This window comes from Cohnella thailandensis (genome assembly GCF_014212135.1).
Lineage (GTDB): Bacteria > Bacillota > Bacilli > Paenibacillales > Paenibacillaceae > Cohnella > Cohnella thailandensis.
On sequence record NZ_JACJVQ010000014.1, the window covers coordinates 17,231 to 31,163 of the forward strand.

The 13,933-nt window shown below is 57.8% G+C and carries 14 protein-coding genes; 10 read left to right on the top strand and 4 right to left on the bottom strand.

What is annotated here, in order from left to right:
- Window positions 1-22 precede the first annotated feature (22 nt).
- The 5 genes from H7B67_RS16130 (at window position 23) to H7B67_RS16150 (ending at window position 5,675) form a co-directional block, all read left to right on the top strand.
- Window positions 23-1,216 (top strand): M20 family metallopeptidase, encoded by a 1,194-nt coding sequence (locus H7B67_RS16130; protein ID WP_185120890.1) that lies wholly within the window; start codon window positions 23-25, stop codon window positions 1,214-1,216.
- Complete coding sequence (thrC, locus tag H7B67_RS16135) at window positions 1,213-2,439, top strand: threonine synthase (RefSeq protein ID WP_185120891.1); 1,227 nt, start codon at window positions 1,213-1,215, stop codon at window positions 2,437-2,439. The genes H7B67_RS16130 and thrC overlap by 4 nt, the downstream gene beginning before the upstream one ends.
- 127 nt (window positions 2,440-2,566) lie before the next feature.
- The gene (locus H7B67_RS16140) at window positions 2,567-4,306 is read left to right on the top strand and encodes a methyl-accepting chemotaxis protein (protein WP_185120892.1); all 1,740 of its coding nucleotides are present in this window, start codon (window positions 2,567-2,569) and stop codon (window positions 4,304-4,306) included.
- Between the two features lie 134 nt (window positions 4,307-4,440).
- The gene (locus H7B67_RS16145; protein WP_185120893.1) at window positions 4,441-4,704 is read left to right on the top strand and encodes a beta/alpha barrel domain-containing protein; all 264 of its coding nucleotides are present in this window, start codon (window positions 4,441-4,443) and stop codon (window positions 4,702-4,704) included.
- On the top strand, window positions 4,701-5,675 hold the full coding sequence (locus tag H7B67_RS16150) for a sugar kinase (RefSeq protein ID WP_185120894.1): 975 nt from the start codon (window positions 4,701-4,703) through the stop codon (window positions 5,673-5,675). Before H7B67_RS16145 ends, H7B67_RS16150 begins: the two co-directional genes overlap by 4 nt.
- Window positions 5,676-6,154: 479 nt before the next feature.
- Here the strand turns inward: H7B67_RS16150 and H7B67_RS16155 are convergent, their stop codons facing one another.
- Window positions 6,155-7,264, bottom strand: coding sequence for a rhamnogalacturonan acetylesterase (locus tag H7B67_RS16155; RefSeq protein WP_185120895.1), 1,110 nt, complete (start codon window positions 7,262-7,264; stop codon window positions 6,155-6,157).
- Window positions 7,265-7,611: 347 nt separating this feature from the next.
- Between H7B67_RS16155 and H7B67_RS16160 the strand changes: the two genes are divergently transcribed.
- The 5 genes from H7B67_RS16160 to H7B67_RS16180 all read left to right on the top strand — a co-directional run bounded on the left by H7B67_RS16160 (window position 7,612) and on the right by H7B67_RS16180 (window position 12,494).
- Complete coding sequence (locus H7B67_RS16160; RefSeq protein WP_185120896.1) at window positions 7,612-8,229, top strand: DUF47 domain-containing protein; 618 nt, start codon at window positions 7,612-7,614, stop codon at window positions 8,227-8,229.
- Between the two features lie 31 nt (window positions 8,230-8,260).
- Window positions 8,261-9,259, top strand: a complete 999-nt coding sequence (locus H7B67_RS16165) for an inorganic phosphate transporter (RefSeq protein ID WP_185120897.1) — start codon at window positions 8,261-8,263, stop codon at window positions 9,257-9,259.
- Window positions 9,260-9,364: 105 nt separating this feature from the next.
- Window positions 9,365-10,312 (top strand): DUF1861 family protein, encoded by a 948-nt coding sequence (locus H7B67_RS16170; protein WP_185120898.1) that lies wholly within the window; start codon window positions 9,365-9,367, stop codon window positions 10,310-10,312.
- Window positions 10,313-10,460: 148 nt separating this feature from the next.
- Entirely contained in the window at window positions 10,461-11,081 is a 621-nt protein-coding gene (gene cysC / locus H7B67_RS16175) for an adenylyl-sulfate kinase (RefSeq protein WP_185120899.1), read from the top strand.
- A 78-nt stretch (window positions 11,082-11,159) separates the two neighbouring features.
- Complete coding sequence (locus H7B67_RS16180; protein ID WP_185120900.1) at window positions 11,160-12,494, top strand: glycosyltransferase; 1,335 nt, start codon at window positions 11,160-11,162, stop codon at window positions 12,492-12,494.
- Between the two features lie 32 nt (window positions 12,495-12,526).
- On the opposite strand, the gene H7B67_RS16185 is transcribed toward H7B67_RS16180, so the two are convergent.
- The 3 genes from H7B67_RS16185 to H7B67_RS16195 all read right to left on the bottom strand — a co-directional run bounded on the left by H7B67_RS16185 (window position 12,527) and on the right by H7B67_RS16195 (window position 13,864).
- Window positions 12,527-12,730, bottom strand: a complete 204-nt coding sequence (locus tag H7B67_RS16185; RefSeq protein WP_185120901.1) for a hypothetical protein — start codon at window positions 12,728-12,730, stop codon at window positions 12,527-12,529.
- 44 nt (window positions 12,731-12,774) lie between these two features.
- The gene (locus tag H7B67_RS16190) at window positions 12,775-13,173 is read right to left on the bottom strand and encodes a hypothetical protein (protein ID WP_185120902.1); all 399 of its coding nucleotides are present in this window, start codon (window positions 13,171-13,173) and stop codon (window positions 12,775-12,777) included.
- A gap of 67 nt (window positions 13,174-13,240) precedes the next feature.
- Window positions 13,241-13,864, bottom strand: a complete 624-nt coding sequence (locus tag H7B67_RS16195; protein ID WP_185120903.1) for a hypothetical protein — start codon at window positions 13,862-13,864, stop codon at window positions 13,241-13,243.
- Between the last annotated feature and the right edge of the window lie 69 nt (window positions 13,865-13,933).

A 13,933-nucleotide genomic window follows, 5' to 3' on the forward strand; every position in this document is an offset into this window, starting at 1 on the left:
TCGGGAAAGGCGTGGACATCTTATGAGCACTATGGAACCGAGCGGCCTTGCCGACCGCTTCGAGGAAGAGGAACTGCTTCGAATCGTCCGGGATTTGGTGAGAATCCGCACCGAGAATCCCCCGGGCGGCGAAGAAGCCGCCGCTTTGTACATTCAGAGGATTCTGAAAAAGGAAGGCATCGAGGCCCGGCTTCAGTCGGTAGCCCCGGGCCGGGCCAACGTAACGGCGGTTCTGGAAGGGATTAGGCCGGGGCCGACGCTTCTCTATAACGGCCATCTTGATGTCGTGCCGGCGGGCAACGCTTGGACCAAAGAGCCTTTCGAGGCGCTTATCCAGAACGGGAGATTATATGGAAGAGGGGCGTCCGACATGAAGTCGGGCGTTTCCGCCATGCTGTACGCCGCGATTCTGCTGAAGCGGATGGGCTGCCCGTTCGACGGCAAGCTGATTTTGTTCTTCAATGCGGACGAAGAAGTGAGCAACAAGGGCATGCTTCGCATGATGGAAGATCCGCTGAAAGCCGATTTTGCGGTCGTGAGCGAGCCCAGCGATCTCGATATCTGCGTTTGTCACAAGGGAGATGCCCGTATTCGCGTAACGACGACCGGCACGGCCGGCCATACGGCCGTCGTTCAGAACCCGGACAACGCGATTACGAAGATGATCCGGCTGGTTCAATCGCTGGAACGGCTGGGAAGCCGAATTCGGGAGCGCAAGCACGAGCTGTTGGGCACCGCATCGCTTACCGTCGCCCAATTTAACGGGGGCAGCGCGCCGAATATGGTTCCGTCCCGCGCGGTTATCGAGGTGGACCGGCGAATCGTCCCCGGAGAGAATCGGGAAGACGTTCTGGGCGAGATCGAGTCGGCGCTGTCAGACTCGGCGAATCAGGAAGACTTCGACTACGAGAGCGAGCTCTATTTGTACCTTCCTCCCCACGATATTCCGGTCCAGCATCGGCTGACGCAGACGGCTCTCCGCATCGCGAGCGAAACGACCGGCAAGGAGAAGCGAGCGAAGCCGTTCGCGGCGACGGCGGAATGCCCGTTTTTCTCCCAACGTCTCGGAATTCCGACGCTTATTCTCGGCCCGGGAAGCTTGCTTGAGGCTCATACGGCGGACGAATCGGTCGAAGTTTCGGAGATTGCGGATGCTACCAAAATATTCGTTCGGCTTGCGCTCGAGCTGCTTCGATCGGAGGAGGGAATAGCGTGAGCATTCATATGATGACGGGACTAAAGTGCGTTCGATGCGGCTCGGAGCATCCGCTATGCCCGATTTATTCCTGTCCGGCTTGCGGGGGCATTCTTGACGTTGTCTACGATTACGAGCGCATCGAGAGCAAGTGGCGCCGGGGAGAAGTCGAGGAAGACGATCTCCTCCCCTTGCCGGCGTCGGAGCGGGTGACGATCGGAGAAGGGAACACGCCGCTCGTCAAAGCGGATCGGCTGGCTCGCAGGCTCGGTCTTGAAACGCTTTATCTAAAATGCGAATTCGCCAACCCGACCGGTTCATTTAAGGACAGGCCGGTATCCATGGGCGTCTCGATGGGAGTCCGGTTTGGACAGAAGCGGATCATCGTCGCCTCGAGCGGCAACGGAGCCGCGGCGACTTCTGCTTATTCGGCGAGAGCCGGTCTTCAGGCCGTCGTCCTCGTTCCGGAGTCTACTCCCGCCGAGAAGGTGAAGCAGTCGCTCGCTTACGGAGCCAAGGTGATCCGGGTCGGGGGGCCTTACAGCAACTCGTTCGCATTGGCCAAGGAGGTCGGCGAGAAGTACGGCATGTTTAACGTGACTTCGACCTTCATTAATCCATATACGATGGAAGGCGATAAAAGCGTAGCCTTCGAGATGCATCGCCAATTGAACGGACGCGTTCCCGGTCTCGTCTACGTTCCGATCGGGGCAGGTCCGCTCCTCGTCGGCATTCATAAAGGATATGAAGAGCTGAAGAAGCTTGGGAGAGCATCCGCCGTGCCCCGAATGGCGGGCATTCAGGCCGAGGGCTGCAGTCCGATCGCGCGAGCTTTCCTTGAGAACCGATCCGAGGTGGAGTCCGATCCGAATCCCTCGACGATCGCAGGCGGCATAAGCGACGGGCTACATGGGTACGCGCAAGACGGCACGTACGTGTTGGAATGCATCCGTCGTTCAGGAGGCTACTCCGATTACGTGAACGACGACGCGATTCGGGAAGCGCAAGGGTGGCTGGCTCGGGACGAAGGCTTGTTCGTCGAGCCCTCGTCCGCGGTATGCATCGCGGAGCTGAAGCGCAGCCTGGAATCTGGTCGGGTATCGGCGTCAGAGACGGTAACGGCCATTCTGACGGGGCACGGGTTAAAGGATATGCAGCGGGTCGAGACGGGTGGCGAGGCTCCGCTTATTCCGAAAAGGGCGGAGTCTCTCGTTGATCTTTTGGAACAGGACTCGCGAGAATAGCCCCCCGGAAGTCATAAACGGAGCTTCCTTGGGCGGCGGTTCGCCGATTGCGCGTACCGACCGCCTTTTTGCCGCGCGCAGGCAGGTCGGCTCCTATTCCATTTTGAACGGAGAAAGGGGTTTCCCGTTGAACAACATCTCTTTAAAAGCCAAGCTGAGGTTGATTTTATATTTGCCTATCGTTCTATTCATCGGTACGACCTTGTATTTGTTATCGCAAAATATCGCCAACATCGATCGATTAAAAAATTCGTTGTACGAATCGTCTTACAAAATCACCTATCAACTGCTTACCGCCGAGCGCGACATGTATCAGGCGAACGCGAATTATCAGCGTCTGCAAGGCGGTTCGCTCGATGCGACGACCCGTTCCCGGGTATCCACGGATCTGGGCAACAAGATCAGTTCCGTGGAGAGCCGTACCGCCAGCCTTCTCGAGCTGATCAAGAAGAACCGGTTGGAAAATCTGGCGGATGCCCGTTCCGGAGAAACCGTTATCGAGATGTACGACTCTCTCGTTCGCAGCTTCGGCGAATGGTCTGCCCTGGCTCAAGGCAACGTACGTTCGGGATCCGGCGCGAACGGTTCCGCGGGAGCCTCATCCTCCGATCAGTCCTTATTCGATCAGGCGAGCTTGAACCTGAATTCCATGCGCACGCTGATCGAACAGTTTGCCATTCAGGAGATACAGGCCGTAGAGAATGAGAAGTCGAAAGCCATCTGGACGAGCGCGATCCTGCTCGCGGCCGAGGTGGCGATCCTGTTGGCTATCGGAATCGTTCTTACGGAGCGGATTCGCAGGACGATCAAGCGCGTTCTGGCTAAGCTCAAACAGGTGGCGGCAGGCGATCTTCAATATGCGCCCGCGGCGAAGTACGACAAGGACGAGCTCGGGCAGATCATCGAATCCACGGACCGGATGACGCTTAGGCTGCGCGAGCTGATCGGCGATATTACGGATCATTCCAGTACCGTATCGGAGTCGGCGGAAAGCTTATCCGCAAGCGCGAAAGAAGCGGCGGACGGTTCGGAGCACGTCGCCCGCGCGATCCAGGATGTCACCTCGCAGGCGGACACCCAGACGAGCATCGTGGAGGAGTCGGGCCGGGCGATGGCCGAGACGGCGATCGGCATTCAGCGCATAGCGGAGAATACGAGCGCCATAGCGGAATCCTCCCAGACGACTTCGGAACGAATCGATCGGGGAAGCGTTCGCGTCCGGCAGATGAACGATCAGCTGGGAGAAATCCTCGCCTCCGTTCACGAGCTTTCCCGCGTCGTCTCCTCCCTTCAGCTTAAATCGGAGCAGATCGGCAAGATCACCTCGGAGATCGGCGGGATCGCAAGCCGCACCAATATTTTGTCCCTTAACGCAACGATAGAGGCGGCAAGGGCCGGCGAAGGAGGCAGAGGCTTCGCGGTCGTCGCCGGAGAAATTCGAGCCCTTGCGGCCGGGTCGCTGGAATCGGCCGAAGCGATTCATTCTCTCATCCGGGAGACGCAGGAGGAGATCGTCAACGCTTCGACCTCCATGACGAATACGCTGGAACAAACGGACAAAGGCTCCCGGCTTATGAACGAGGTCGATAACGATTTCCAGGCTATCCGCAAGTCCGTCGAGCAAGTCTCCCAGCAGGTTCACGAAGCTTCGGCCGTTACCGAGCAGATCGCGGCGAGCTCCGAGCAGGTGGCCGCGGGCATGGATCAGACGGCCGCGGCGGCCCGAGAAGTTGCCGTTCAGGCGCAGTCCGTGGCCGCCGCGACGGAAGAGCAAGCGGCTCTGGCCGATAGCATTCGCGGCGCGACGGAACGACTTCAAGAGGTGGCGGAACGCCTCAATCGGCAAATCTCGCTGTTCAAACTTTAATTTCCCTAGGAAGCCGCTTTCGACCGGAAGCGGACGTTCCGTAAGGAGCTCATCTATGATATCTCAACTGGTGCAAGAACTATCCGAACATAAAATCGTCGCTATCCTGCGCGGCATTCGGAAGGAGGACGGGGATGCGACGGCGCACGCTTGAGGAAGGCGGCATCGTCTTCCTGGAAGTAACCCTGAATACGGATGGAGCCCTGAATATGATTTCTCGGTTTCGCGAGACCGGCGGAATTCATCTGGACAATATCCGCAACGTGCTCGATGCCGGAGCGGCGGCTGTCGGTCTCGGCGGCAACCTGGTGGACAAGGAGCGGATTCGGCAGGGCGACTTCGATTGGTTGACGCGCAGGGCGCAAGCTTTCCGGGAGAAAATCGGGGAGACGCCATGACGGATCGTATTAGACCCGCCGAAGTCGTCACCTTGGGGGAGAGCATGGTTCTTTTGCAGCCTCTTAACGAAGGGCCTCTGGCGTACGCTCCCCTGTTCGCCCGGTCTGTAGCGGGAGCCGAGTCCAACGTCGCGATCGGATTGTCGCGTCTCGGGCTTCGCGTTCGCTGGATCAGCCGACTCGGAGCCGATCCGTTCGGCGATCTGATCGTTTCGACTTTGGCGGGAGAAGGGGTTGACATCTCTTTTGCGACCCGAGATGAGACATCTCCGACGGCCGTTTATTTTAAAGAGTTCAAAGGTTACGGGGATCCGAACGTTTACTATTACCGGAGACACTCTGCCGCGAGCGGGTTGAAGCCCGAGCATATCGAAGATCGCTGGTTGGCCGATGCCCGGCATCTGCACGTAACCGGGATTACGCCGGCGTTGTCCAGGGGAGCGGCCGAGACGGTACGCGAGGTTATGCGGCGTGCGAGGGAAAAGGGAATGACGGTTTCGTTCGATCCCAATCTGCGCCGGAAGCTATGGAGCGAAGAGGAGGCGCGGGAAACCCTGCTGTCTCTCATTCCGCTCTGCGACGTGTTTATGCCAGGAATCGAGGAAGCCGAGTTTCTTGCGGGAGATAGGAGCGTCGAAGAATGCGGGAGCTATTTTCTCGGAATGGGTCCGCGGACCGTCGTCCTGAAACTGGGTGCGGACGGGGCGATCGGTTTCGACGCATCGTCTACGGTCAGAGCGGAGCCTTGCCGAGTCAGCCGGGTCGTCGACACGGTCGGAGCGGGAGATGCATTCGCGGCCGGGTTCCTGTCGTCCTGGCTGCCAGAAGGCTCGTCTGCTTTGTCATCCTCGCTAGCGAAGGGCAATCGAATGGGGGCTCTCGCCACTCAGTTCCGAGGCGATTGGGAAGGGCTGCCGAAGCTCAAGGAGCTCGAGCGACTGCTAGCCGGACAGAGGGAGACTACACGCTAATTATAGAGGGCCGATCCATAAGATGGCCTCGTTCGAGGTTGGGCTGTTTATATTGGAAATATCGGTTCACCGGATGTGCCCGCCGCGAACCCAAATGGGAGGCTGTCTGCTTTTGAGACAGCCTCTTTCTTAGTTGACAAGGGTTTAAAGCCGCCAGATATAGTTTACATAATTCCGCTTCACCGCCGGCCATCCGCGCGAGTTAGCTGGATAGTCTGTACAATTTCTCTTCCCTCAGAGCCGCTTACGGAGCCAATCGACACCCGTTAACCGTTGAGACGACGAAAAATCGCATATAAAAGCGCCGTTACAGGGGCTTTTTGGGTAAATATAGGAAAGGGAGGCTTTCAGCGCATTAGAGGCACTTGCTTTAGGGCCGATGAACGCCGTCACCATCGGCTAAGCCGGTGGTGACGGCACTTGAGGCTGAGATGCCGAGCTTATCGGGTCTCCATGTAGAGTCCGCCGCTTCTGCTGACTTACCTTATATACATCGCCAATGGCCAGAGCCCGATCCTGCGGATCTCCTCCACGACGAGTCCCGCGATTCGGATGGCGCCTTGCTCCTGGAAGTGCGTATTGTCCTCGATGCCGCCGGGGAAGTTGGCGAACTCGCCGCGGGCTCCCCACATGAAGAGCTGCTTCGAATCCTCGGGGCCAAGCTCCTCGAGAAGCGTCTTGGTGCGGGCGGCGAGGTCGATTAGCGGCGTTCCCGTCTCCTCGGCCAGCTCGCGAACGGCGTCCAGGTAGCTGCCGTGAGTATTCTGGAGCGTGCCGTCCTCGGCGAAGAAGCGGCGGTGGACGGAGGTTACCAGCACGGGGTGAGCCCCGCGTTCCCTGGCTCCGTCGATGTAGCGGCGAAGATATTCCTTATAAGTAGTCGAAGGCTCGGTATGCCTCTCCTCGTCAGGCTTCTGGTCGTTATGGCCGAATTGGATGAACAGGAAATCGTTCGGCTTGATCTCGTTCCAGATGACGTCAAGCCGGCCTTCTTCGATGAAGCTCTTCGAGCTTCGGCCCGAGGCCGCCTCGTTCGCGATGATGACGTCGTGCTTGAGCATCGAGGCCAGCATCTGTCCCCAGCCGGCATAGGGATACCCGTCCTCCGGCTGATCGGTGACGGTCGAATCCCCGGCCAAGAACAGGCTGAGCGCGTGAGGCGCCGCGTTTATCTCCAGGGCGTTGATCCTCGGAGCTTGTCCGGAGAATTGCAGGCGAATGTAGCCGCCGCGAGCCCGCACGGAGACCGTCTCCCGAACGAATTGTCCCGGAGAAGTTCGGAGCCCGTTTATGAGAAGCCTTCCTGGGGAAGCTTTAACAGTGGTGTGAGAAGGAAGGATCCAATCGCCGATCAGCAGGCTGAGCTGATAGCTGCCGTCGGGCACGTCGACGCGAAATTCCGCTTCCGCCGGAATGCACAAATCTTGCTTTAAGGGTTCCGGTTCGCGCCGATCCCTTGCGGCGACCGCGGACCCTTCGGCGAAGCCGAAGCCCGCGGACGGGTTGTATACGGTTGCGGGAGTCACCTTGGCGTAGCCTTCCGCGGCATCGCCCAGGCCGAAATCGAACCTCCACGAGGTAGAGGACATAGCGGGAGCACCTCCGATTGACGATTTTACCTTCCTTTAAGAATAGCTCGTTAACCCGTCTCCCGTACAGATAAATAACCGAGGTTCTTGTTGAAAAATCAGGCGGGACAAGGATTTTCGCGAATTATGTCGAATGGCGAGACGGTTATTGTCGTCCCGGTTGGGCCAAACTTTAAGGAAGGACTTGGCGAAGCTTAAGAAAAGCCCTATACCATGCGGACGAGCGCTGTGATAATATATGGAATGGGTTTGTCATGCAAATGTAAAAACAATGTTTGTCGAATGTAAAAAAGGCAAGTCGAAAACAAAGCAGGCAAGGCATCTTTATATTTGGGAAAGAAGGGCTATTGGTGTTCCGAAAAAAAGACATTTTCTTTAAGACCCTCGAGGAGCTGGCGGACCTGATCCAAGAGACGGTCGACAGATTCGCTGCCGCTGTAAACAGCGATCTGAACGATGTGACAGAATTCGCCAAAGAGATGAAGGTGTACGAGCACAAGGGAGATCAACTCGCGCATATGATCTTTACGGAATTGAATAAAACGTTCATCACCCCGATCGAACGGGAGGATATCCTAGAGCTCACCAAGCTTCTGGACGACGTGTTGGACGGTATCGAGGCATGCGCTTCCCGTTTCGATATGTACCACATCTCCAAACCCGACGCGATCATCCGCAAATTCGGCGACGTTCTCCGGCGTTCGGCCCTGGAGATCAAAGCCGCGATCTACCTGCTCACCCAGAAGAAGCTGCTTGCCATGCAAACCCACTGCGTCAAGCTGAACGAGCTGGAGAACGAAGGGGACGACCTGATGCGCGAAGGCATCAAGAACCTGTTCCAGAACGTGAAGGATCCGATCGAGCTCATCAAGTTCAAGGACATGTACGAGCGTCTCGAGGAAACGACCGACGCGTGCGAAGACGTCGCAAATACCTTGCAATCCATTATCATGCGCAACTCTTAATCGCGCGGAATAGGAAAGAGACGATACACGCATGGATCACATGACACTGATGGTTGCCTTAATCGTAGTCCTGGCGCTCGCCTTCGACTTTATCAACGGATTCCACGATACGGCCAATGCCATTGCCAGTTCCGTATCCACCCGGGCCCTGACGCCGAGAATGGCGATCATTCTAGCGGCGACGATGAACTTCGTGGGCGCCCTGATGTTCACCGGAGTAGCCAAGACGATCGGCGGCAAAGTAACCGACCCTTTCAAGCTCGAGCACGGCCTTACGGTCATATGCGCTACCCTGGTCGGAGCGATTATCTGGAACCTTATCACCTGGTGGCTGGGAATTCCGTCCTCCTCCTCCCACGCCCTGATCGGCGCTCTCGCCGGGGCGGCGATCGCTTCGGAAGGATGGGACGGCATCAACTACGGCGGCTTCTCCACCATACTTATCGGCCTTATCGCATCTCCGATAATCGCCTTCATTCTAGGCTATATCGTGATGTTCATACTTAAGCACCTGTTCGCCAACTCCAATCCGCGCTACGTGAACCGCATGTTCCGGACGGGCCAGATCATGACCGCCGCCCTGCAGGCGTTCACCCACGGAACGAACGACGCCCAGAAGGCGATGGGGATCATCACGATGGCGCTTGTCGCCGGAGAATTCCAGGATCATCTGGACGTGCCGCTCTGGGCCAAGATCGCGGCGGCGACGGCCATGGCTCTGGGAACCTCGATGGGCGGCTGGAAAATCATCAAGACGATGGGCACGAAGATCTTCAAGATCGAGCCGATCAACGGCTTCGCGGCCGACCTCAGCGGCGCGGCTGTCATCTTCTCGGCGACGCTGACCCATCTTCCCGTCAGCACGACCCACGCCATCACGTCCGCGATTCTCGGCGTCGGTTCCGCGAAGCGGTTCTCCAGCGTCCGCTGGAATACGGCGGGACGGATCGTCGTCTCCTGGATCGTCACCATCCCGATCTCCGCGGTTCTTGCGGCGATCCTGTACTGGATCTTCAGTATTTTTCAATAAATAGCAGGTCTTTCGCCTCTCACCATTTGACATCGGAACTTCTACAATAGGAATGAAGATAGTGGACGATGCCCGCATCGTCCGTACGAAGTTTGGGGGACCGTTATGCTGACATCTATCGGGCAAGCCAAGTCGTGCGCCGTCCTATTCGCAGAATTCAAGCAGACACGACCGGATCGCCGGGGAGTAAAGTTGATTTTCTCGGGCATCGGCGACCGGGATGTCTATAATATAACGGCACCGTTCCCGGACGACGGGGAGCTGGTCATCGCCGGCCGGGTGGAGGATCGTTCCAGCGAGCGTTCCCAGGTCATGTTCTTCGTGGAACGCGACGGACAATGGGTGCCTCGCCAGAACGCTCCCGTGTTCGAGCTGCAGGATCCGTTCTTTTCCTTTATTCATGGCGAGCTTATTTTCGGCGGGGTCGAGGTTTACTTCGATGGGGACGATCCCCATTATGTCACGTCTTGGAGAACCGTCTTCTATCGCGGATACCGGATTGCCGATCTGGAACCTTTCGCGAAGGGACCTCTGACGATGAAGGACGTCCGGCTGGTCGAGCTCGCCAGCGGCCGAATCGGAGTGTTCACCCGGCCGATGCCGGTTGGCGACGCGAGAGCGATGATCGGCTACACCGAGATCGGGGCGCTGGAAGAACTGACGGAAGAGCGAATGGAGAAAGCCGACGTCATTCCGGACCAGTTCCTGAAGGTGGAATGGGGAGGCGGCAACGAAGCTCACCTGCTGCCTAACGGCATCATCGGCGTGCTGGGCCATATCGCCCGCATGGACGACGGCAACATCCGCCATTACTACCCGATGGCGTTCGGCTTCGATCCGGAGAAACGGGAGGCGACGCCTCTCAAGATTATCGCCTCCCGCGACATGTTCCCGGACGGCCCGGCCAAGCGCCTGGATCTGGAGGATGTGCTCTTCAGCGGAGGAATCGTCCGGAACGGAGACGGCACGGCGACTCTCTATTCGGGAGTGAGCGACGCGGAAGCTCACCGCATCGTTATCGACGACCCTTTCCTTGAATACGAATCGCTCTAGAACGAAACGGCCTTGGATCCCGGTTTTCGCGGGAATGAGGCTGTTTTTTTTTGCTTTGCTTGCCAAGAGGGGGGAGACCTGACCAGCACCCCTTCGTCCCGGCTCACATAAACTACCTTGTACGATAAGACGAGCTGGAGGTACAAATGTGGAGCACACGAGCGAGCATATCCAATGGCATCCCTCCAAAATCGCCAGGCAGGATCGCCATCGGTTGAACGCCCATCGAAGCTGCGTGCTGTGGCTTACCGGATTGTCCGGATCGGGCAAATCTACCTTAGCCTACGAAACGGAGCGCAGGCTCCACGGAATGAAGATTCGAAGTTACGTGCTGGACGGCGACAACCTTCGCCATGGTCTGAACGGCGATTTGGGCTTCTCCGCCGAGCATCGCAAGGAGAACATCCGCCGGACGTCCGAGGTTGCCAGGCTGCTGGTAGACGCGGGAATCATTACGATAATCGCGTTGATTTCGCCTTATCGGGCCGACCGCGAGCTGGCCCGCAGTCTCTTCGGCGAAGGCGAGTTCATCGAGGCTTACGTGGACTGCCCCTTGCAGGTATGCGAGCAGCGGGATCCGAAAGGCTTATATAAGAAAGCGAGGGCGGGAATCATCCCCGGCTTCACCGGAATCTCAGCCCCCTATGAGGCTCCTCTGCACCCGGAGATCGTCATTCCGTCCGCCCGGCAGTCTCTCGCCGAGTCCGTCGATCAAATCATCGATTGCCTATTATCCCTTCGCATGTTTCCTAGCGGCATGACCCGTTAATCGTGACGCCGGCCCATGAACGCGGGACATCCGGCCGCATAATATGGTTATAAACCTACTCGCCAAGGAGAAAACGTCGTGGTTCTTGCGTTTGTCCTGAATGCTTCGAATGCGGCCGAAGCCGAAATGACAAGGTCGAATTTGGCTCGATATGCTCCCGAATGGGAGGTGGAGCTCATTCAACGCATGCCCGCCAAAGCCATGAATGAGCTTCTGGAGCCTTACGATCAGCCGTTCTTCCTTACTTTGCAGGCGGGCGACCGGCTTCGGCCCCCGTTCGTTGCCGAACTGGCGGACCGGCTCGCCGGTCTGCCCGCGAATGCGGCGGGACTTATCTATTATCGGGAACAAGGAAGCCCCCTTCACGAGAGCCCGATCCCGGAGCCGCCGCCTCATCCATTGGTTTGGAGAACGGATGCGGTTAAGCTTGGCGGGGAACCGTATTTGGCCGAGAGGGAGCTGCTGCCGTTCGAAGCATATGTACTTCATGACAAGATGTTCCGGCTTGGCGCCGGCTGGAATTGGCCGGTTGCCGGCAGCTCGATGTGGGAGCCCAGCCGAACTCGCAAGCCCGCTTGGCAGAGAGTCGAAGAGGAGTGGGAATGGGTATGCCCCACTCTCGAGGCGGGGAGAGGCCCTGCCGGTTCTCCCGGGCCAATCGAGCTTCTAAAGCCTCTTGAGTCGCCGCTTATCACGATCGTCATCTGTTCGTACAACAATGCCGAATACTTACTGTGGGCCATACGCAGCGTATGCTCCCAAACCGCGGACGTCTGGCAGCTGATCGTCGTGGACGATGCCTCTACGGACGACACTTGGACCAAGCTCCAAGCGCTTCCGCAATCTTCAAGAATCGCGTTGATCCGCAACCCGGTCAACAAGGGCAAGTCGCATTCCTTAAACGCCGCTTTGGAGGCATGCGGGACGCCTTGGCTGCTCGAGCTGGACGCGGACGATTGGCTGCCTCCCGACTGCTTGCAGAAGCTGCTTCCCTCTATTCGGAGCGCATCCCCGGATACGGCTTGCTTGTATGGGGACCACTGCCGCTGGACGGAGAGACCGCGCAAGGAGCTCGTGTATAACGGCCGGCATCCGGCTCTGGCAAGCTGGAATCCGGAATCCCTGTTGGAGGAGGCCGCCCCCCTAGCCCCTCGTTGTTACCGGACGGAGGCGTTGAGGAGGCTAGGAGGTTGGGCCGTTACGGCTCTCTACGACGGTCGTTTATACGAGGATTTCGAGATTCTCCTTCGATTGGCGAAGAGCTTCCGCGTCCGCCATGTTCCGGAGATGCTGTATCATCGACGAATCCGGTCCTCCAGCATAACGCGCCGAAATTCCGATAAATACGCGGCCTGGAAAAGGTGGATGCTGCGAAAGGCGTCCGTCGCGGGGACGGAAGAAGCTCCGGGATGAGTCCGGGTTCCGGGGCGGGCGCGCGAACAGGCTTAAGCGGCCAACACGCGAACGAACTGAACGCTATCGGCAATGACGGTTACGGTCATGGACGGACCGTAATAATAGGTATCGGAAGTCTGAAGAGTAAAATAGCATTCTTCCACTTCTTGCAGCTCGCCGATATAAACCTGATTGGCCAGAAAAACTTCTACCGTTCGTCCGATGTAACCTTCCAGCGCCTCATAGTAATTCATGTAAATTTCCCCCCTTAGCGTTGAAACGTGCCGCAGCCGTTTCATTAGATAACGGATTCGATGCTGTAAGCAGGGATCAGCAGGACATCGCCGTTGCTCTCCAGCAGTTGAACGTAGTCTTCGCCGACGTAGAGCAAGGTGCCGGTCTCCGTGCCGGCTGCCGTCGTGACGGTCACCGTCGTATTCAGGCGGCCTTCGAACGGTTCCAGGGGGCTGCAGGTCGGCGGTACAACCGATTGCCTGGTCAGCAAGTAATTCGTCACGTTCCCGTTCCCGCCGTATTCGATCAAAGTAAATCCGGCATCGATCATGCTTGCGACGACCGGCGCGGGGCGGGCTCCGACCACCAGGCCGGGAAAGGCGATATTGCTGTCGATCACGTGGATATAACTGGCGCGGGTCGAATAAGAAATCCCGGCCACTATGCTAACGATATCTGCCATCTCCTAGTCCTCCTTCGTTTAGTTGGCTTTGCGGCGAGCGAGCGGCCGCTTCAACTTGCGGAATCGGTTAACGGGCAACGAAGCCGATGATTTGACAGATGGAATAGTAGACGAGCGGCGTTCCTTCCGTCGTGCCTCCCCGTTCCGAACGAAGGGCGAAAGTGCCTCTTCCGACCGATTCGAGAACGCCCATCCGGTTCGGAGGCTCTCCGCCTCCGCCCGCGCCGCCGGACGTTATGACTTCGATCTCTCTGCCGATGTGATCCGACAATTGCTCGCGCATCTCGCGGCAGTTATCGTAATCGTGATCGTGATTGTGATTGTGATTGTGATCGTGTTCGTGATCGTCCTTATCTACATGAACGTTGACGACGGGAGCGGGAGTCGTTACGTTGACGACGGGAGCGGTGGCATCCACGTGAACGGTCGGAGGCGGCGGCGTTACGTTAACGGTCGGCGGGGGCGTGGAGACGTTGACGACGGGAGCGGTAGAGTCGACGTGCACCGACGGGGCGGAATGCCTGCGGATCGGTTTGCGTACCCGTTTTTTAAGCCTTCTGACAACGCGTTTTTTCTTCTTTCTCTTGCAGCTGGTCGCATGCTCGCCGCAATCGTCCGGACAGACGACGCGGATCGTTTTTTTGACGACGCAACGCTTCTTGACAACGCAACGCTTCTTGGTCATTGTCATGGTACACCTCCATAGATGTCTCGCTCTTACTCCAAACTATAGTACTCACCTATGGGTAACCTCGTCCTA